General features: G+C 70.1%; 14 protein-coding genes. 4 read left to right on the top strand and 10 right to left on the bottom strand.

The features are described from left to right. Positions 1-125: 125 nt before the first annotated feature. The 3 genes from BKE41_RS03690 to lptF all read right to left on the bottom strand — a co-directional run bounded on the left by BKE41_RS03690 (position 126) and on the right by lptF (position 5,040). Entirely contained in the window at positions 126-2,705 is a 2,580-nt protein-coding gene (locus tag BKE41_RS03690; RefSeq protein WP_070998549.1) for an LPS-assembly protein LptD, read from the bottom strand. 77 nt (positions 2,706-2,782) lie between these two features. Continuing rightward, positions 2,783-3,871, bottom strand: coding sequence for an LPS export ABC transporter permease LptG (lptG, locus tag BKE41_RS03695; RefSeq protein WP_024831071.1), 1,089 nt, complete (start codon positions 3,869-3,871; stop codon positions 2,783-2,785). An 8-nt stretch (positions 3,872-3,879) separates the two neighbouring features. Continuing rightward, entirely contained in the window at positions 3,880-5,040 is a 1,161-nt protein-coding gene (gene lptF, locus BKE41_RS03700) for an LPS export ABC transporter permease LptF (protein WP_059408453.1), read from the bottom strand. Positions 5,041-5,224: 184 nt separating this feature from the next. Between lptF and BKE41_RS03705 the strand changes: the two genes are divergently transcribed. The 4 genes from BKE41_RS03705 (at position 5,225) to msrP (ending at position 10,486) form a co-directional block, all read left to right on the top strand. Then, entirely contained in the window at positions 5,225-6,736 is a 1,512-nt protein-coding gene (locus tag BKE41_RS03705; RefSeq protein WP_043073116.1) for a leucyl aminopeptidase, read from the top strand. A gap of 49 nt (positions 6,737-6,785) precedes the next feature. Continuing rightward, positions 6,786-7,517 (top strand): hypothetical protein, encoded by a 732-nt coding sequence (locus BKE41_RS03710; RefSeq protein ID WP_070998550.1) that lies wholly within the window; start codon positions 6,786-6,788, stop codon positions 7,515-7,517. Positions 7,518-7,670: 153 nt separating this feature from the next. Beyond that, complete coding sequence (locus tag BKE41_RS03715; RefSeq protein WP_059408490.1) at positions 7,671-9,371, top strand: AMP-binding protein; 1,701 nt, start codon at positions 7,671-7,673, stop codon at positions 9,369-9,371. A gap of 161 nt (positions 9,372-9,532) precedes the next feature. Continuing rightward, positions 9,533-10,486: a protein-methionine-sulfoxide reductase catalytic subunit MsrP gene (gene msrP / locus BKE41_RS03720; protein ID WP_070998552.1), complete on the top strand. Its 954-nt coding sequence runs from the start codon at positions 9,533-9,535 to the stop codon at positions 10,484-10,486. A gap of 96 nt (positions 10,487-10,582) precedes the next feature. Here msrP and BKE41_RS03725 read toward each other — a convergent pair whose 3' ends face one another. The 7 genes from BKE41_RS03725 to carB all read right to left on the bottom strand — a co-directional run bounded on the left by BKE41_RS03725 (position 10,583) and on the right by carB (position 18,684). Next, positions 10,583-10,843 (bottom strand): YARHG domain-containing protein, encoded by a 261-nt coding sequence (locus BKE41_RS03725; protein WP_012317568.1) that lies wholly within the window; start codon positions 10,841-10,843, stop codon positions 10,583-10,585. Positions 10,844-10,884: 41 nt separating this feature from the next. After that, positions 10,885-11,775, bottom strand: coding sequence for a LysR family transcriptional regulator (locus BKE41_RS03730; RefSeq protein ID WP_012317569.1), 891 nt, complete (start codon positions 11,773-11,775; stop codon positions 10,885-10,887). Positions 11,776-12,042: 267 nt separating this feature from the next. Further along, a complete protein-coding gene (gene trxB / locus BKE41_RS03735; RefSeq protein WP_058606284.1) occupies positions 12,043-13,023 on the bottom strand; it encodes a thioredoxin-disulfide reductase in 981 nt (326 codons plus the stop codon). Between the two features lie 14 nt (positions 13,024-13,037). Further along, on the bottom strand, positions 13,038-14,087 hold the full coding sequence (locus BKE41_RS03740; protein WP_012317571.1) for a mitochondrial fission ELM1 family protein: 1,050 nt from the start codon (positions 14,085-14,087) through the stop codon (positions 13,038-13,040). Between the two features lie 51 nt (positions 14,088-14,138). Next, complete coding sequence (locus BKE41_RS03745; protein WP_012317572.1) at positions 14,139-14,639, bottom strand: hypothetical protein; 501 nt, start codon at positions 14,637-14,639, stop codon at positions 14,139-14,141. A 4-nt stretch (positions 14,640-14,643) separates the two neighbouring features. Beyond that, positions 14,644-15,120, bottom strand: a complete 477-nt coding sequence (gene greA, locus BKE41_RS03750; protein ID WP_170855149.1) for a transcription elongation factor GreA — start codon at positions 15,118-15,120, stop codon at positions 14,644-14,646. 90 nt (positions 15,121-15,210) lie between these two features. Continuing rightward, positions 15,211-18,684 (bottom strand): carbamoyl-phosphate synthase large subunit, encoded by a 3,474-nt coding sequence (carB, locus tag BKE41_RS03755; protein ID WP_024831067.1) that lies wholly within the window; start codon positions 18,682-18,684, stop codon positions 15,211-15,213. Positions 18,685-18,944: the final 260 nt, after the last annotated feature.

Below are 18,944 nucleotides of genomic sequence, written 5' to 3' on the forward strand. Positions count from 1 at the left end.
CCCGCGCGGCGCGGGCGCATCCTCCGCGGAGCGCGGCCGTGCGCGGAGCCGGATCCCGCCGCCCGGCGCGCGATGGGACCGCGACGGACGCGGCGCCGAAACGGAGCGCCGCCGGTCCCGGTTCCTCACCGCACCGAGGCGATGCCGTCCGCGGTGGTGGCGGTGCCGACGTTCTGGCGCAGGTCGGCCTCACCCAGCGTCTTCAGCTCGACCCGCAGCAGCACCGTCTGGTTGCGCTCGCGCACGCCCGTCGCGGTGGCGATCGGCGAGTTGATGTAGTTCAGCGAGACGGTGGTGCACTCATCCTGGTAGCCGCCGCCGAAGCTCGCGCCCGACAGGTAGAAGCGGCCCGGGTTCTGGTAGATCGGCACGGTCCCGATCGGGTTCGCCAGGTAGGAGCTCAGCGCGTCCGTGTAGGTGTTGCGCACGTCGAGGTAGTGGGTCAGGTCGACGAGCAGCGAGCCCGACACGAACCAGTTCGGCGTGATGTTGTAGGTCGCGGTGGCGGTGATGCCCTCGCGGTAGTGGCTGTAGCCCAGCAGCGGCTGCGCCTCGTAGTACGAGTAGAAGGCCGAGACGGTGAGCGGCAGGAACGGCGCGAACCGCGCCGTCGCGCCGGTCTCGAACCGCGCCACGTGGAAGTCGGACTGGTTGAACCGGGCCCGGCTGATGAACGTGATGTTCTGGTTCGGCGAGACCTGGAAGCGGCCGACGAAGTCCGACCGCTGCGTCTCGAGCCCGGAATCCAGGCCGACATTGGCGATGTCGCCCCGGCGGAACGAGTTGACGCCCGCGAGCTGGATGGACTCGCCGAACAGGACGTTCGCGTACCAGCCCGACGGCGTCACGACGGAGTACTGGCCGCCGAGGTTGGTGCGCACGCCGCCCTCGACCCGGTCGTAGCCCGAGAACTTGTCCCACTCGAACAGCGAGGTGTCGTCGAAGACGAGGCTCTGCGCGTCCTCGTTCGGCAGGCGGCCGATCCGGGTCTCGGACGGACGCGCGATGATCTGGCCGATCGGCTCCAGGGTGTGGACGCCGAGCGCGCCGAAATTGGCGACGAACGGGTAGCGGTAGTCGAGGCCGATCGCCGGCATGACCCGGCCGGCGAAGCCGTCGTCGATCTTCGCCACCTGCGGCGCGAGGTCGTTCTGGTACCCGGAGAAGCTCGGGTTGGTGAAGAACGCGTCGGTGCGCAGGTACGCGAACGGCGTGAACTTCTGGCCCCAGTCGTCGATGAAGCTGCGGCGCCAGGACAGCTCCGCGGAGGCGCGGGTGTTGGTGCCGGCAAGCCCGTCGATGGCGCACAGGCCGCGCTGGAAGACCGTGCAGGTCTGGTAAAGCGGGAAGCTGACGCCGTTGACGCTCGGCGAGAACAGGTAGCTCGAGGTCCGCGGCAGGCCCTGGTACTGGGTCGTCTCGCGGGTCAGGCTGGTGATGTTCGCCTGGAAGCGCACCTCGCCGCCGATCTCCGAAGGGCCGTTGACCCGCTTGTCGTAGTCGATCACCGGCGCGACGATCGGCTGCTGCTTCTGCCAATCGAAGCTCGACAGGCCCTTGAAGTAGTAGCCCCGGGCCTCGAACCACGAGCGGTCGCCCTGGCCGATCAGGAAGGCGGTCGAGGTCGCCTCGCGGAAATAGTCCGTGGTGATGTTCTGGTTGCGGATCCGGTAATTGTCGAGGAACCACTTGTCGGTCACGCCGACGAGGTCCCAGCCCGTGCGCCAGCGCGGGTTGATGTAGAACCGGCCCTGCGATTCGACCGAGCCGCGGAAGTCCCGCTCGCCGGCGCCGAGCGGGCTCGGGAGGAAGGCCGAGGGCGTCGTCTGCGAGATGCCCGACAGGCGGATGTTGTAGAAGCCGTTGTCGATCCGCTGGCGGAATTCGCCCTGCGCGAGCAGGCCCTGGCGGCTGAGCAGGGTCGGCGTCAGCGTCAGGTCGTAGCTCGGCGCGAGGTTGATGAAGTACGGGAGCGACACGCCGTTGCCGAGCGCGGTCGTCGTGACGAAGCGCGGCGTCAGGAAGCCGGTCTTGCGCTTCACCGTCGGGTCCGGCGCCTCGAAATACGGCAGGTAGGCCACCGGGATGCCGGCGATCTCGAGCGTCGAATCGTCGAAGTAGACCGTGTGGGTCTCGTTGTCGTGGATGATCTTCTTCGCCTTGATCTGCCACAGCGGCGGCGTCTCAGGGTTGTCCTTGCACGGCTCGCAGGCCGTGTAGCTGCCGGACTCGAAGCTGGTCTGCTCGCCGTTCAGGCGCTCGGCCCGCGGCGCGGAGAACCGGGTGCGCACGGTCTCGAACTTGCGCTGGACGGTCTGCTGGCCGCGGAAGGCGTCGACGAAGCCGGTCTTGAAGTCGTCGGTGAGTTCCATGCGCGCGCCGGTCACGACGCCGCCGTCGGCCTCGGTGAGGCGGACATTGCCCTCGGCGAAGACCCGGCCGGAATTCCGGTCGTAGCGCACGCGGTCGGCCTGCAGGGTCCGCGGGCCGTAATGCAGCTCGGCGTTGCCCCGCGCCGTCACTGTGCCGCGGTCGTTGTCGTAGATCAGCTCGTCGGCCTCGACGAGCAGCTTGTCGCCGGGCTTGCCGGCCGCGACGGCGGGCAGGCCCTGGGCATGGGCGGACAGGCCACCCGCCAGCGGCGCGGCGAGCGCCAGCGCGGCCCGGAAACCAGCCTTCCGCAGGATGTCGGCGACCTTACGCAACGCGCGTCCCAACCCCTGTGACGTCTGCCGCCACCAACCTCAACACCCGTCTCCCGTCCCGCGAAGGATCGCGGAAGTCAGCCGTCTTCCTGGTACAGAAGCGTGAGCGTACCGAGAAGACTGCCTACCACGGCCGGGAACCAGGCCGCCACCGGTGCGGCGACGAGTCCGGACGCTCCGAGCCCCTCCATGACCTGTCGGACCACGTAGAGAGCGAAGCCGGCCGCGACGCCACCGAGGACGAGTTTACCGACCCCACCAAAGCGGAAGAACCGTAAGGAAACGGTTGCGGCGACGATGACCATGGCCACGAACAGCACCGGCCGCGCCCACAGGACGTCGTACTGGAGACGGTAGCGGGTGGCGTCCAAACCGGCCCGCTCGGTCCGCGCGATGGTTGTGGGAAGTTGCCAGAAAGGCACAGATTCCGGGGGGGTGAAGCGCTGCCGGACCTGCCCGGGGTCGAGGTTCGAGGCGATCAGATACGTGTCGAACGACTCGGGCGGTGCGTCCGGTGTGAGAACGCGCACATCGGAGAGCTCCCAGTAGCCGTCGTGGAGCATGGCGCGGGCCGCGACGAGCTGCTCGGCGAACTTCCCGGCCGCGTCGAAGGTGAAGACCGATACTCCCGCCAGGGTGGTCGTACCTTCGACGGCGGTCTCGGCGCGGAGGATCGCCTCGCCGTCGAGGCCCTTCTGGCGGATCCACAGGTCCTTGCCCGAACTCGCCTTGGTGGATTTGGCGAAGATCTTCGCCTCGATCTCGGTGGAGCGCTGCTTCAGCATCGCCGAGACCGGGTTGTAGACGCCGACCGCCAGGGCGCCGAGGGCGAGGGCCACGAAGAGGCCGGGCTGCAGGAACTGCCAGGCCGAGATCCCGGCCGCGCGGGCGACCACCAGCTCCAGCTTGCGCGACAGCTGGAGCAGGGCCGCCATGGAGCCGAACAGGACCGCGAAGGGGAGCACGCCCTCCGCCACCGCGGGGGTGCGGTAGAGCGAGAGCTGCGCCATCAGGCCCGCGGACGCGCCCTGGGCCTCGCCGGCGCGGCGGAGCAGCTCGACGAAGTCGAGGGTGTAGACCAGCGCGAACACGGTGACGAAGACGCCGAGCACCGTGCGGAGGAAGCGGGCGGCGAAGTACCGCCCGAGGGTGGGGCCGATCAGCATCATCGGAATCAGGCCGCCGGCGCGAGGCGCGGACCGCGGAACCGCCCGCGAACGGCGCGGGCCAGGGCGGCGTTGAACGCGCGCACCCGGGGGCCGTAGAAGATGAGAAGGCTCGACAGGAGGATCGCGACAAGCGGCACGCCGTAGACCGCCAGGACTGCCGCGGGGCTGCGCGCGGCGGCGCTGACCGCCGCGAAGCCGCCGATGCGCAGCGCCACGACGGCGACGATCGCGCCCGCGATCGCGACGCCGCGCCCCTGCCGGGTCGTGCGGGGATCACCCAGGGCCGCGAAGGCGATGAAGACCAGGGCCAGCGGGTAGAGGCAGGCCGAGAGGCGGTCGTGCAGCTCGGCACGGAACCGGCCCTTCTGCAGCTTGTAGTAGCCCTCCGTCGTGTCGGGGAACAGGAGCTGCGCCGTCGAGCGCTCGCGCGGCTTGTAGATCGTGTCGGAATCCGGGGGCGCGAAGGCCGCGAGGTCGATCGTGTAGCGCTCGAAGGTCAGGATCGAGGAATCGCGCGACTCCCTCTGCTGCTGGTGGACGCTGCCGTTCTCCAGGATCAGGTAGCTCTGGCCGTCGACGTCGACCGCGTTGCCGCGCTCGGCGAGGTAGACCTTGGTCTTCCCGGCCTCGCGCCGGTCCTGGATGAACAGCCCCTTCAGGGTGCCGCCCGGCCCGCGCTCGCGGAAGTGGAAGGTGATGCCGTTGTCGAGCTGGGTGAACTGCCCTTCCTTGACGACGTTCGCGATGAAGTCGCCGCGCACCCGGGTGATCACGTCGCGCAGCTCCTGGAAGCTCGCGGGCATCACCACCACGACCAGGAACCCCACCAGGAAGCTGACGAACAGCGCCAGGGTGAGGAAGGGCCGCAGCAGCGAGCGCGGCGGCATCCCGGCCGCCGACATAACGATCAACTCGGAATCGCCGTTCAACTTGTTGAGCGCGTAGATCGTGCCGATGAACAGCGCCACGGGGGCGATGACGACGACGAGGGTCGGCAGCGACAGGCCCGTGACGAAGAGGAAGACCAGCAGCGTCTGGCCCTTGGCGGTCACGAGATCGAGCTCGCGCAGGGCCTGCGTCAGCCAGATGGTGCCCGTCAGCCCGATCAGGCAGGCGAGGGTGGCGCCCAGGGCGATCCGAAAGATGTAGCGCTCGATCTGCCTCATCGGCCCGGCAGTCCCGCTCGTCCTCTCGCGCCCTCGGGGCGGCAGGGACCCGACAAAAGGGGCGATTCCAGGGCTGTCACGCCGCGTTGCGTTCTCCGTCTCAGCGGCTACACAGGGCGGATGGCCCGCGCCGTGGCGCGCGGGTGCGTAGTACGGCTCCGGGATAACGGGCAGGGCGACGGGTATGGCGGACGGTATCGAGATCGGTTTCGGTCCCCTGGAGCAGAGCGGCCAGGGCCCCGGCGGATCCGGCGATCTCGTGGTCTTCGTCGGCGATGACCTGTCGCTCGGGTCGGCGGCCCGCGAGGCGCTGGGCGCCTCAGGGGCCGATCTCGTGGCCCGCGCGGCGGCTTCGGAGAAGTTCAAGGGCCGCTCGCTCAGCGCCCTGTCCCTGCCGGCGCCGGCGGGCGTCGGTGCCGACCGCCTCGTGGTCGTGGGTCTCGGCTCCGAGAAGGACCGGGCCAAGACCGACTGGCCGGCGCTCGGCGGCTTCACCGCGAGCAAGGTGGCGGGACGGACCGCCCGGGTCGTGCTCGACTGGCCCGGCACGACGGTCACGGCGGCGCAGGCCGGCGAGTTCGCCCTCGGCGCGCGCCTGCGGACCTACGCGTTCGACCGCTACAAGACAAAGAAGAAGCCCGACGCCGACGACAAGTCCGTCACCGCGCTGACCCTGCTGCTCGCCGATCACGGCGCGGCCGCCCGCGAGGGCGAGGGCGCCCGGAGCCTGTCGGACGGCGTGATCCTGGCCCGCGACCTCGTGAACGAGCCGCCGAACGTGCTCTTCCCGGCGGAATTCGCCCGCCGCGCCTCGGAACTCGCCAAGCTCGGCGTCGAGATCGAGGTGCTGGAGCCGGCCCGGATGCGGGAGCTCGGCATGGGCGCGCTGCTCGCGGTGGCGCAGGGCTCGGCCCGGGAGCCGCGGATCGTGATCATGCGCTGGAACGGCGGCCCCGCGGCCGAGGCGCCCGTCGCCCTGATCGGCAAGGGCGTCGTGTTCGATTCCGGCGGCGTCTCGATCAAGCCGGGCGGCGGCATGGAGGACATGAAGGGCGACATGGGCGGCGCCGCCGCCGTGGTCGGGGCGCTCCACGCGCTGGCGGCCCGCAAGGCGCGCTGCAACGTGGTCGGCGCCATCGGCATCGTGGAGAACATGCCGGACGGTGGCGCGTACCGCCCGTCCGACATCCTGACCTCCATGTCCGGCCAGACCATCGAGGTGATCAACACCGACGCCGAGGGCCGTCTGGTGCTGGCCGACGTGATCACCCACGTCATCCGCAGCACGAAGCCCAAGGCGATCGTCGACCTCGCGACGCTGACCGGCGCGATCATCGTGGCCCTCGGTCAGGACATCGCCGGCATGTTCTCGAACGACGACACGCTGGCGGGCAACATTCACGCCGCCGGCGAGGCGACCGGCGAGAAGGTGTGGCGGATGCCGCTGATCCCTGCCTACGACAAGGCGATCGATTCCAAGTTCGCCGACATGAAGAACACCGGTGGCCGCCACGGCGGCGCCGCCACCGCGGCCTCGTTCATCAAGCGCTACGTCGAGGACGTGCCGTGGGCGCATCTCGACATCGCCGGCGTCGCGATGTCGTCGAACGCCAGCGAGATCAACCGCAGCTGGGGCGCGGGCTGGGGCGTGCGCCTCCTCGACCGGCTGATCCGCGACCATTACGAGGCCCGCTGAGGCGGCCGCGGCGCTCCTGACGCCGCGCGCCTGTCCGGGCGATCCCAGCATGGCCGCACACGCCAACGCCGCGCTCGACCGGGCCGGCCCGGTCGCCGGGACGTCCGGGGGCCGCGCCGGCGGCCCGCTGGCGGCGGCGGGGCCGATCCTCGCCATGCTGGCCGCCCTGGCGCTCGTCGCGGCGACCGGGCTGAGCCAGCGCGACGCCGTGCCGGAGGCGCTCGAGCCCTGGATCTTCGGCTACTTCATCGGCCGCTACCCGCTCTTCGCGTTCGCGCTGGTCTACGGGCTCGGGCACCTCGCGCGGGTGGCGACGGGCCCGGGCCCGGCCTCCGCACCGCGCCGGCTCGTGTTCGGCCTCGCGGGCGCGGCCGCGCTCCTCGCCGCCGGGCTCTACCCGACCTTCGGCGGCCTCGTCCTGCGCGGTGCCTTCGCGACCGGCGGCATGGCCTTCCTCACCCACCAGCCCCTGTGGCTGGCCTACGGGCTCGGCACAGCCGTCGGCGCCCTGATGTTCGGCGGCGTCCTCGGCCTGTTCGCGATCGCGGCCAACCGGCCCCTGCGGCCGCGCCTGCGCCGGATCGTGTACGGGGCGCTCGCCTTCCTGGCCCTGTGGTTCGGCGCGATCCTGATCGGACTCGCGGGCGACCTCGGTGTCGGCCCCTGGCCCCGCCGCGCGATGCGGCCGGAGGAGGCCGCACTCGCCGCCGGCCTGCTGGTCGCCGCGGCTCTGCCGCACGCCGCGCTGGCGACATTGCTCCGGCATCGTCCAGCCCGCTGAGCCGCCTGCCTTGCGGGCCGGCCTCCGTTCCCGCAGAGTCGGCGCGACAGGCGTTGCGGGACTCGGCCCCCGAGAGTCGGGCCCGCGGGAGGCATCGCGATGCATCAGGCGAACGTGATGGAGCACGGCGCTCAAGCCGCCACCGCCGGAGCGATGCCGGGCGCGCTGGGCAACGGGGCCTCCGACAGGCCCTGGCTGGCCGCCTATCCGCCCGGCGTCCCGGCGGAGATCGACGTCGCGGGCCTCGGGACCCTGGTCGACCTGTTCGAGACCAGCGTGACCGCCTTCGCGGGCCGGCCGGCGATGCTGTGCTTCGGCTCGACCATGACCTACGCGACGCTCGGCCAGCAGGCGCGCGACCTCGCTGCTTGGCTGCGCGGGCAGGGGCTGGCGAAGGGCGACCGCGTGGCGATCATGCTGCCGAACGTCCCCGCCTACGCGGTGGCGATCTTCGGCGTGCTCCTGGCAGGCGGTACGGTGGTCAACACCAACCCGCTCTACACGCCCCGCGAATGCGCCCAGCAGATCGGCGATTCCGGCGCGCGGATCCTGATCGTCCTGGAGAATTTCGGCGCCACGATCGCCGCGGCCCTGCCGGACGTGGCTCTGGAGCGGGTCGTCCTCGTGGGCCCGGGCGACGGGCTCGGGCTCAAGGGGCAGGTGATCAACCTCGCGAGCCGGCACGTCCGCAAGGCGGTGCCGGCGTTCCGCCTGCCCGAGGGCCTCGCGATCCCCTTCGCCACGGTGCTCCGCCGGGGCCGGTCGCTGCCGCGCGTCTCGGCAGCGGTGGAGCCGGAGGACCTCGCCTTCCTGCAGTATACCGGGGGCACGACGGGCATCGCCAAGGCGGCGATGCTGAGCCACCGCAACATCATGGCGAATGTCGAGCAGTCGCAGCTCTGGTTCAACTCGAAGGATCCGAGCGTCACGCGCTGCGTGGTCACGGCCCTGCCGCTCTACCACATCTTCGCGCTCACCGCGTGCTTCTTCCAGTTCATGCGCAGCGGCGGCTCCTGCCTGCTGATCCCCAATCCGCGCGACTGCGACGGCATGGTCAAGACGCTGAGTCGCACGCGCTTCACCCACCTGATGGGCGTGAACACCCTGTTCAACGTGCTGATCAACCACCCGAAGATCGGAACGGTGGATTTCGCCAACCTCGACTTCGTGGTCGGCGGCGGCACGGCCGTCCAGCGCGCCGTGGCCGAGCGCTGGAAGGCCCTGACCGGCAACACGATCATCGAAGGCTACGGCCTGTCCGAGACCTCGCCGGTCGTGTGCGTCAACCCGCGGGGCATGCGCGACTTCTCCGGCACGATCGGCTACCCGCTGCCGTCGACAGAAGTCTCGATCCGCGACATCTCCGGTGCCTCCCTCCCGAACGGGCAGCCGGGCGAGATCTGCGTGCGCGGCCCGCAGGTGATGCGCGGCTACTGGAACCGGCCGGAGGAGACCGCGCGGGCGATGACCGCGGACGGGTTCTTCCGGACCGGCGACGTCGCGATCCTGCAGGCGGACGGGCAGGTCCGGATCGTCGACCGGATGAAGGACATGATCCTCGTCTCCGGCTTCAACGTCTATCCGAACGAGGTCGAGGATGTGCTGGCGGCTCATCCGGCCGTGCTCGAATGCGCCGTGGTCGGCGCGCCGAGCGAGGAGACCGGCGAGATGGTGGTGGCCCACGTGGTCCTGAAGGACCCGGCGGTCTCCATCGATGTCCTGCGGGCGCACGCGCGCACACAACTCACCGGCTACAAAGTGCCCCGCCGCGTGGTGCTCCACGAGACCCTGCCGAAGACCAATGTCGGCAAGGTGCTGCGGCGGATGCTGCGCGACGAGACGCCGCCGGCCTGAGAGTCGCCGGCGCGGCGGCTCGGCGCCTGCGGCCCCGTGCCGCTCGCGGGCGGTGTAACCCCTGCGGGCCGTTCGCCGAAAGGTGAGGCTGCGGCGCTTGTGCCCCTGTCGGCCGCGGCCGATCTGTGGGTTGTGCGCGCAGGAGATCCGAGGAGACGGCCATGTTGATCAAGCGCAGGCGCGGCTGGGAGATACCGGACCATCTGGCGACACCGGAGGCCGTCTTCCTCGATCGGCGGACCCTGATCGGCGGCGCGGCCGGTCTGGCGGCCGGCTCGCTCCTGGGCGGCCGCGCCGCCTGGGCGGCCGCGGGCGACCAGGCGCTCTACCCGGCGCCGCAGAACTCCGCCTACACGCTCGATCGCCCGCTGACTCCGGAGCGCTTCAGCGCCGACTACAACAATTTCTACGAGTTCGGCACGTCGAAGACCGTGCTGCCGGCGGCCAACGCCCTCAAGACGCAACCCTGGACGCTGAAGATCGACGGCCTCGTGGAGAAGCCGTTCGAGATCGGCGTCGACGACCTGATCCGGAAGGTCGGCCTGGAGGAGCGGCTCTACCGCCACCGCTGCGTCGAGGCGTGGTCGATGGCGGTGCCGTGGACCGGATTCCCGCTGGCGAAGCTCGTGGCGCTCGCCAAGCCCACCTCCGGCGCGAAGTACATCCGCTTCGAGACCTTCCTGGACAAGGCGATGGCGCCCGGCCAGCGGGCCTTCTTCTATCCCTGGCCCTACACGGAAGGCCTGACTCTGGCGGAGGCCGGCAACGACCTCGCCTTCATGGTGACGGGAATCTACGGCAAGTCGCTGCCCAACCAGTTCGGCGCACCGATCCGCCTCGCGGTGCCGTGGAAATACGGGTTCAAATCGGCCAAGTCGTTGGTGAAGATCTCGTTCACCGCCGATCGGCCGAAGACCTTCTGGGAGGGGCTGCAGGCCTCCGAGTACGGCTTCTGGGCCAACGTGAACCCGGCCGTGCCGCACCCGCGCTGGAGCCAGGCGACGGAGCGCGTCCTCGGCACCGACCAGCGGGTGCCGACGCTGATCTACAACGGCTACGGCGAGCAGGTCGCCGGCCTCTACAAGGGCCTTGAAGGCGAGCGCCTGTTCGTCTGAGGCGGACCCGGTGGAGCCGCGTCGGCGCCGGGGTGGCTCCCGTTTCGACAACGCGGCCCCGACGCCGCCCAGCCGTCCCCCTCGACGGCCCGCGGACTAGCGCGGGCAGGCGTGGGCCCGTTCGAAGGCCTGCAGATCCGCCACGGTCGCCTGCTCCTGCCGCGAGAGCGGCACGCGATCCATGGCGTCGTACCGGCAATCGGCGTTGCCGAAGGTTCGGATCGCCCGCGGCGTGCTGAAGCAGTAGCCCGCCTGCTTGTAGATCAGGTTGCGCTGGTACCAAGCTTCCGCGCAGTCATCCGCCATCACGCCGGTCGGTCCCGCGACGAGGATCAGAGCGTAGAGAGCAGCGCGCATCGAATCGTCTCCGTGAGGAGGCGGAGTCAACCATCGGATGCTCAGTAGGTCCAGCGCTGCGCCTTCGAGACGAGGAAGTCGCGGAACGCCTGCACGCGGGCGACCGAGCGCATCTCCTCGGCGTAGACGAGGTAACTCTCGAGGCTCGGCATCTCGGTCTCGCGCAACACCTGCACGAGTTGCTGCCCGCCATCCACCGCGTAGTCGGGCAGGATGCCGATGCCGGCGCCGGCCTCCATCGCGCGTTGCAGGGCGCCGATATTGTTCACCGTCAGGTGAACCTGGCGACGCTCGCGACCCTCGCGGCCGGCATCGGCGAGCCAGTGGGCGGCCAGCAGGTACGAGGGCTCGTTGCCGCCGAAGGAGACGAGGCGGTGGTCGTCGAGCTCCTCGATGGTCTTGGGCTCGCCGAAGCGCTTGACGTAATCCGGGCTCGCGAAGGCGTGGTAGTGCACGGTGAACAGCCGCCGCTGGATCAGGTCCGGCTGCGCCGGGCGCCGCATGCGGATCGCCACGTCGGCCTCGCGCATGGCCAGATCGAGCTCCTCGTTGGTCAGGATCAGCTCGATGCGCACGTCCGGGTAGAGGTCGAGGAACTCGCCCACACGCTGCGACAGCCAGGACGTGCCGAGGCCGACCGTGGTGGTCACCTTGAGATCGCCGGTCGGCCGCTCGGAGGTCTCCACGAGCCGGGCCCGGGTATTCTCCAGGCGCAGCTTCATATCTCGCGCGGCGCGGAACAGCAGGTCGCCCTGCTCGGTCAGCAGCAGGCCGCGGGCATGGCGGTGGAACAGCGGCGCCTTCAGCTCGCGCTCCAGGGCGCTGATCTGGCGGCTCACCGCCGATTGGCTGAGCCCGATATCGTCACCCGCCTTGGTGAAGCTCCCCGCCTCCGCGACGTTGAGGAAGATCCGGATCTTGTCCCAGTCCAAGGCGAGAACCCCTACCAGCGCGCGCCCGCGGGACGCGCCCGGGGTGGAGTGGGCGCGAAGCGGCGGGCAGATCACCGGGCGAACTGCGCGGTGCCGCGCGCGGATGGCCGCTCGCGGCACCGCGCGGGCATGCAATCCGTGCATCCCGGCGCAGTCAGCACTCCTATGCACACGGTGCATGGTGCTGCGCAAGCGCGAGCAGCGCGAACTTGTTGAAATGCTAGGCGCGGCGGCTCCGCGCGGGGGGCGCGGAGACCGGCGCAGCCGTCATTCCGCCGCGGCGGCCTGGACGGGACTCTCGCCGATGTCGAGGTTGGCCAGGAACTTCTCGGCCTCGAGCGCCGCCATGCAGCCCATGCCGGCGGCGGTGATCGCCTGGCGGTAGACGTCGTCCGTGACGTCGCCCGCGGCGAAGACGCCCGGGATCTCGGTCTCGGTCGTCCCCGGCTTCACGGTGAGGTAGCCGCCGTGGCGCATGGGCAGCTGCCCCTCGAAGATCGCGGTGGCCGGCTGGTGACCGATCGCCACGAACACGCCGTCGGCCTTCGCCTCGCTGATCTCGCCCGAGCGCGGATCCTTGAGACGGACGTGGGTCACGGTCGGCGCCGGCTTCTGCACTCCGCAGATCTCGGCGATCTCGCGGTGCCAGAGCACCTCGACGTTCGGGTGCTTGAACAGGCGCTCCTGCAGGATCCGCTCGGCGCGGAAGCTGTCGCGGCGATGGACCACCGTGACCTTGCTGGCGATGTTGGCGAGGTACAGGGCCTCCTCGACCGCGGTGTTGCCGCCGCCGACCACCACGACCTCCTTGCCGCGGAAGAAGAACCCGTCGCAGGTCGCGCAGGCCGAGACGCCGCCGCCCTGGAAAGCCGCCTCGGAGGGGATGCCGAGCCACTTGGCCTGGGCGCCGGTGGCGATGACGAGGGCGTCGCACGAGTAGGTCTCGCCGGAATCGGCCTCGAGGCGGAAGGGCCGCTGCTTGAGGTCGACCTTCGTGATGTATTCCGAGACGATCCGAGTGCCGACATGCTCGGCCTGGAGTCGCATCTGCTCCATCAGCCACGGGCCCTGGATCGCCTCGGCGAAACCCGGGTAATTCTCGACGTCCGTGGTGATCATGAGCTGGCCGCCCGGCTGGAAGCCGGAGATCAGCAGCGGCTCGACCATGGCGCGGGCCGCGTAGATCGCCGCCGTGTAGCCGGCGGGTCCCGAGCCGATGATCACGAGCTTGGCGTGGGTGTGGGCCATCTGTCTCGGTCTCCTCAGGCCGGTCCGGCCGCGCGGCGCGCGGCATAGGCGTCGGCGAGCGCCTGGGCGATCACCGGCGTCGCGTCGATCGGCTTGTACGTCAGATCTGCCAACTGACCGGTGAACGGCCGCAGCGCTCCGGCGATCGCCAACCCGGCGAACATGCGACGGTGCCGGATATAGGTACGGGGCAGGTCGAACAGCAGGACCGGCGCGCCGGTGGCCACCGCCTCGCTGACCATGTTGGCCGAGTCGGAGGTCACGACGATCGCCTCGGCGAGCGCCAGCATGGCCACGTAGGGGTTGTCGCCGCTGCCGTCCCAGAGGAACCCGCCGGTCTCGGCGGCGAGCGCCTTGACGGCCTCGCGCAGCGGGTTCGGGGTCCGGCGGGAGATCGTCACCATCAGCCGGCAGCCCTGCTCGGCCAGTCCGCGCAGATCCTCCACGAGGCGGATCATGTCGGTCTTGCGATAGCTCAGGTGACGGCTGTCGCCGCCGACCAGCACCGCCACGCGGGGGCCGTCGAGGCGCGCGAGCCGGGGATCCGGCCGCGCCCGGGCCGCGGCCAGGCGCGCCGCCGTGACGAGGTGGGGCGCCGTCAGCGTCGTGAACACGTTGGGGCCGCGCAGGTCGTCGTAATCCGGCACCCAGATGAAGTCGGCGCTGTCCGCGCCGGTCCGCGGATCTTTCAGGAAGGCCGTGAACGTCCGGCCGCCGGTCGCGCGCCGCACCGTCCGCAGGTACGGGACCGACCGACGCCCGGAGGCGATCAGGATGTCGGGGTAGGGACCCGACAGGGCGCCGGCGCGGCGGCGCGGCCCCTCGCGCGGGTCGATCGGTCCCCAGGGCGCCATCCAGCCGAACGGCCCGGAAGCCGGCACCTGCCGGATCTCGAAGTCGAGGCCCAGGGTCTCGGCGATGCCGACGCACTGGTTCTCGTCGCCGGCCTTGCCGTCCGTGACGATCCAGGCGCGGGCGCGGGCGAGTTCGGGCAGGCGCGCACGCCGCGGATCCGGACTGCTGACCGGCGCGGTCTGCGCCTCCGACACGTCGATGCTTGCCATGCTCCTCACCGGATACGCCCCACGCCGCCGGCCGGGGCCGGCGGCCGTCTTCTAGTCCCGCGGCAGGTCGCGGGCGAGCCACTGGGCGTAGATGTCGGCGATGGCGGCGAGCCGGCGCTGCTCGAATTGCGGATCGTACCACGCCCCGCCGTAGCTCGACGGCGTCGCGGTCATCTGCGGGTAGCGCCCGAGCACCTGCCCCTTGGGCCCGACGAGCAGCGCCTCGCCCTCCATATAGTCGGTCTGGAAATTGCCGCCGTAGCCGCGCAGGGCACCGCTGCCGGCATAGGGCCGCAGCGACAGGCTCGTCACGACCACGACGAGGCGCGGCCCCCGTCCGCCGATCCGTCCGGCGAAGTTCTTCCGCAGGGCGTCGGTCAGGTCGCCGGCCAGCGCCTCGGCCTGCAGCCCCGCGCCCTTGTCGAGGAGCGGCCGCACGTCCACCCGGACGTCGGAGAAGACCGGAGTCGGCGGGAAGTCGCTCGCCGCCGCGGATCCCGCGACGGCACCGAGGATCAGGCCGGCGAGCCGGCCCCAGGAACGCGGGCGCATCGGCTCAGCCGCCGTACTGGACGGCGACGACCTCGTAGGACTTGCCGCCACCGGGGGTCGTGACCTCGACCGTGTCGCCGACGCCTTTGCCGATCAGCGCGCGGGCGATCGGCGAGGTGATCGAGACGCGGCCCGAGCGCACGTCGGCCTCCGGCTCGCCCACGATCTGGTAGGTCTTCTCCTCCTCCGTGTCCTCGTCGACGAGCTTCACGGTGGCGCCGAACTTGATCCTGTCGCCCGAGAGCTTCGTGACGTCGATCACTTCGGCCCGCGCGATCATGCTCTCGAGCTCGAGGACGCGGCCCTCGTTGTGGGACTGCGCCTCCTTGGCGGCGTGGTACTCGGCGTTCTCCGACAGGTCGCCGAGCGCGCGGGCTTCCGCGATCGCCTGGATGATGCGCTGGCGCTCCACCTGCTGGCGGTGCTTCAGCTCCTCTTCGAGGGCTGCCAGCCCGCGCACGGTGATCGGAACCTTGTCTATCGCCATCGTCTCGCGCCACAATGAAGAGGCCCGGCCGAGAGTGAAGCACTCTCCCCGGGCCATGAAATGAAGTCAGCGGAACCCTGAGGTTCAGGCCGCGAAGTATTCCTGCAACGCGCGGACCTTGAGATCGCCTTCTAGATAGGCCTTGATCCCCTCGGCCGCGGCCATCGCGCCGGCTAGAGTGGTGTAATACGGCACCTTATGCAAGAGGGCCGCGCGCCGGAGCGAGCGCGAGTCCGACAGGGCGCCGGCCCCCTCGGTCGTGTTCAGGACGAGGTGGATCCCGCCGTTCTTGATCGCGTCGACCACGTGCGGCCGGCCCTCGAGAACCTTGTTGATCCGCTCCGCCGGCACGCCGTTCTCCACCAGATAGCGCTGCGTGCCGCCGGTCGCCAGGATGGTGAAGCCGAGGTCCGACAGGAGCTTCATGGTCGGCAGGATGCGCGCCTTGTCGGCATCCCGCACCGAGACGAACACGGCGCCGGCCTTCGGCACCTGCGTGCCCGAGCCGAGCTGGCTCTTGGCGAAGGCCACGCCGAAGCTCGCGTCGAGCCCGATCACCTCGCCGGTGCTGCGCATCTCCGGTCCGAGCAGCACGTCGACGCCGGGGAAGCGGGCGAAGGGGAAGACCGCCTCCTTCACGGCGATGTGCGGCAGGGTCTTCGGCCGCAGGCCGAAGGTCGCGAGCGGCTCGCCCGCCATGATCCGGGCGGCGATCTTGGCGATCGGCTCGCCGATGACCTTGGCGACGAACGGCACCGTGCGCGAGGCGCGGGGGTTCACCTCCAGCACGTAGATGGTGCCGTCCTTGATGGCGTACTGCACGTTCATCAGGCCGACGACGTTGAGCGCCAGCGCCATGGCCTTCGTCTGCCGCTCCAGCTCGTCCATGATCTCGGTCGAGAGCGAGCGCGGCGGCAGGGAGCAGGCCGAATCACCCGAATGGATGCCGGCCTCCTCGATGTGCTCCATGATGCCGGCGATGAACACGTCCTTGCCGTCGCAGACCGCGTCGACGTCGACCTCGACCGCGTCCGACAGGTAGCGGTCGAACAGGAGCGGGTTCTTGCCCAGCACCGTGTTGATCTGGCCGGTCTTGTCGTTCGGGTAGCGGGCCTTCACCTCGGAGGGGATCAGGCTCGGCAGCGTGTCGAGGAGGTAGTCGGCGAACTGCGTCTCGTCGCGGATGATCGCCATCGCGCGGCCGCCTAGCACGTAGCTCGGGCGGACCACGAAGGGCAGGCCGAGATCCGCGGCGACCAGCCGGCTCTGCTCCACCGAGTAGGCGATGCCGTTCTTCGGCTGCTTCATCGCGAGCTTGTCGAGGAGCCGCTTGAACTGGTCGCGGTCCTCGGCGAGGTCGATGGCGTCGGGCGAGGTGCCGAGGATCGGCACGCCGGCGGATTCCAGGGCGCGGGCGAGCTTCAGCGGAGTCTGGCCGCCGAACTGCACGATCACCCCGTGCAGAGTGCCGGCCTGCCGCTCGGTCTCGATGATCTCCAGCACGTCCTCGGCGGTCAGCGGCTCGAAGTAGAGCCGGTCCGAGGTGTCGTAATCGGTCGAGACCGTCTCCGGGTTGCAGTTGACCATGATGGTCTCGTAGCCCGCGTCCGACAGCGCGAAGCAGGCGTGGCAGCAGCAATAGTCGAACTCGATACCCTGACCGATCCGGTTCGGGCCGCCGCCGAGGATCACGACCTTCTTGCGGTCCGAGGGCTGCGCCTCGTCCACCACCGCGCCCGCGAACGGCGCCACGTAGGTCGAGTACATGTAGGCGGTGGGCGACTTGAACTCGGCCGCGCAGGTGTCGATCCGCTTGTAGACCGGGCGCACCGCCAGGGCGCGCCGGGCCGCGCGGACGGCGGCCTCGTCGATCTTGGCCAGCACCGCGAGGCGGGCATCCGAGAAGCCGGCGGCCTTGAGCTGGCGGAAGGCGCCGGCCGTCTTCGGCAGGCCGTGGGCCTTCACGCGGTTCTCCAGGTCGATGATCGCCTGGAGCTGCTCCAGGAACCACGGGTCGATCTTGCAGGAGGCGTAGACCTGCTCATGGCTGACGCCGAGCCGCAGCGCCTGCGCGACCTTGAGCAGCCGGTCCGGGGTCGGCGTGCCGATGGCCGCCTTGATGGCGTTGTGGTCGTCGCCCTTGCCCAGCCCCTCGATCTCGATGTCGTCGAGGCCGGTCAGGCCGGTCTCCAGCGAGCGGAGGGCCTTCTGCAGCGATTCGGCGAAGCAGCGGCCGATCGCCATGGCCTCGCCCACCGACTTCATGGCGGTGGTCAGCGTCGGCTCGGCGCCCGGGAACTTCTCGAAGGCGAAGCGCGGGATCTTGGTGACGACATAGTCGATCGTCGGCTCGAACGAGGCCGGGGTCGCGCCGCCGGTGATGTCGTTGGCGATCTCGTCGAGGGTGTAGCCGACCGCGAGCTTGGCCGCGACCTTGGCGATCGGGAAGCCGGTGGCCTTCGAGGCGAGCGCCGAGGAGCGCGACACGCGCGGGTTCATCTCGATCACGATCATGCGCCCGTTCTCGGGGTTGATCGCGAACTGCACGTTCGAGCCGCCGGTCTCGACGCCGATCTCGCGGAGCACTGCCAGCGACGCGTCGCGCATCACTTGGTACTCCTTGTCGGTGAGCGTCAGCGCGGGTGCGACGGTGATCGAATCACCCGTATGGACGCCCATCGGGTCGATGTTCTCGATGGAGCAGACGATGATGCAGTTGTCGTTCTTATCGCGAACGACCTCCATCTCGTACTCTTTCCAGCCGAGCACGCTCTCCTCGATCAGCACCTCGTTGGTCGGAGACGCGTCGATGCCGCGCTCGACGATGTCGAGGAACTCCTCGCGGTTGTACGCGATGCCGCCGCCGGTGCCGCCCATGGTGAAGGACGGTCGGATGATGGCCGGCAGGCCGACCTCGGCCAGCGCGATCAGCGCCTGCCCGAGGGCGTGCTCGCCGTAACGCTTGCGCCGCTCGGTCTCGCCCGCCGCCCAGCTCTTCTCGTAGGCCGCCAGCGCCGCCTGGCGCGCCGCCGGATCGGTGTTGGCCGCCTCGATCCGGGCGATCTCGGCCAGGTAGGCCTGGCGGTCGGCCTTCTTCGCGGCCGAGGCGTTGGCGAGCGCCGATTTCGGGGTGTCGAGCCCGATCTTGGTCATGGCGTCGCGGAACAGGCTCCGGTCCTCCGCCTTGTCGATGGCCTCGGCGGTGGCGCCGATCATCTGCACGCCGTACTTGGCGAGCACGCCCATCTTCTGCAGCGACAGGGCGCAGTTGAGCGCCGTCTGGCCGCCCATCGTGGGCAGGATCGCGTCGGGGCGCTCCTTCTCGATGATCTTGGCGACGATCTCCGGCGTGATCGGCTCGACGTAGGTCGCGTCCGCCATGTCCGGGTCGGTCATGATGGTCGCGGGATTCGAGTTCACCAGGACGATGCGGTAGCCCTCCTCGCGGAGCGCCTTGCACGCCTGCGTGCCGGAATAATCGAACTCGCAGGCCTGTCCGATGATGATCGGACCCGCACCGATGATCAGGATCGAGGAGATGTCGGTGCGTTTGGGCATCGTGGGCCTTCTCAGGCCAAGCGCGCCCGATCGGGCACGGCTCGACTGAGGCCCTGCTCCCGGACGCGCGTGGCGGGAATGTCGTTGAGCCCCGCGTTTACACGGGCCACGGGCGCATTGGAAGGCCGGGACGACCGCGCAGATTGGACGCGCGCCCGGCGCATGGATGCGCCGGCAGTCCGTCGAAGTGGAGTATTTATAAACGCGCGCACGATTGCACGAAGTTCTTGGCGGACTTCGGAGCCGAACGTAGGACTCGG

It is taken from the genome of Methylobacterium sp. C1 (genome assembly GCF_001854385.1).
GTDB classification, from domain to species: domain Bacteria; phylum Pseudomonadota; class Alphaproteobacteria; order Rhizobiales; family Beijerinckiaceae; genus Methylobacterium; species Methylobacterium radiotolerans.

Bases quoted from the DNA above. Each gene is read 5' to 3' on its own strand.
- lptG (WP_024831071.1), bottom strand. From the start codon at position 3,871: ATGCTGATCGGCCCCACCCTCGGGCGGTACTTCGCCGCCCGCTTCCTC.
- lptF (WP_059408453.1), bottom strand. From the start codon at position 5,040: ATGAGGCAGATCGAGCGCTACATCTTTCGGATCGCCCTGGGCGCCACC.
- BKE41_RS03705 (WP_043073116.1), top strand. From the start codon at position 5,225: ATGGCGGACGGTATCGAGATCGGTTTCGGTCCCCTGGAGCAGAGCGGC.
- BKE41_RS03710 (WP_070998550.1), top strand. From the start codon at position 6,786: ATGGCCGCACACGCCAACGCCGCGCTCGACCGGGCCGGCCCGGTCGCC.
- BKE41_RS03715 (WP_059408490.1), top strand. From the start codon at position 7,671: ATGCCGGGCGCGCTGGGCAACGGGGCCTCCGACAGGCCCTGGCTGGCC.
- msrP (WP_070998552.1), top strand. From the start codon at position 9,533: ATGTTGATCAAGCGCAGGCGCGGCTGGGAGATACCGGACCATCTGGCG.
- BKE41_RS03725 (WP_012317568.1), bottom strand. From the start codon at position 10,843: ATGCGCGCTGCTCTCTACGCTCTGATCCTCGTCGCGGGACCGACCGGC.
- trxB (WP_058606284.1), bottom strand. From the start codon at position 13,023: ATGGCCCACACCCACGCCAAGCTCGTGATCATCGGCTCGGGACCCGCC.
- BKE41_RS03740 (WP_012317571.1), bottom strand. From the start codon at position 14,087: ATGGCAAGCATCGACGTGTCGGAGGCGCAGACCGCGCCGGTCAGCAGT.
- BKE41_RS03745 (WP_012317572.1), bottom strand. From the start codon at position 14,639: ATGCGCCCGCGTTCCTGGGGCCGGCTCGCCGGCCTGATCCTCGGTGCC.
- carB (WP_024831067.1), bottom strand. From the start codon at position 18,684: ATGCCCAAACGCACCGACATCTCCTCGATCCTGATCATCGGTGCGGGT.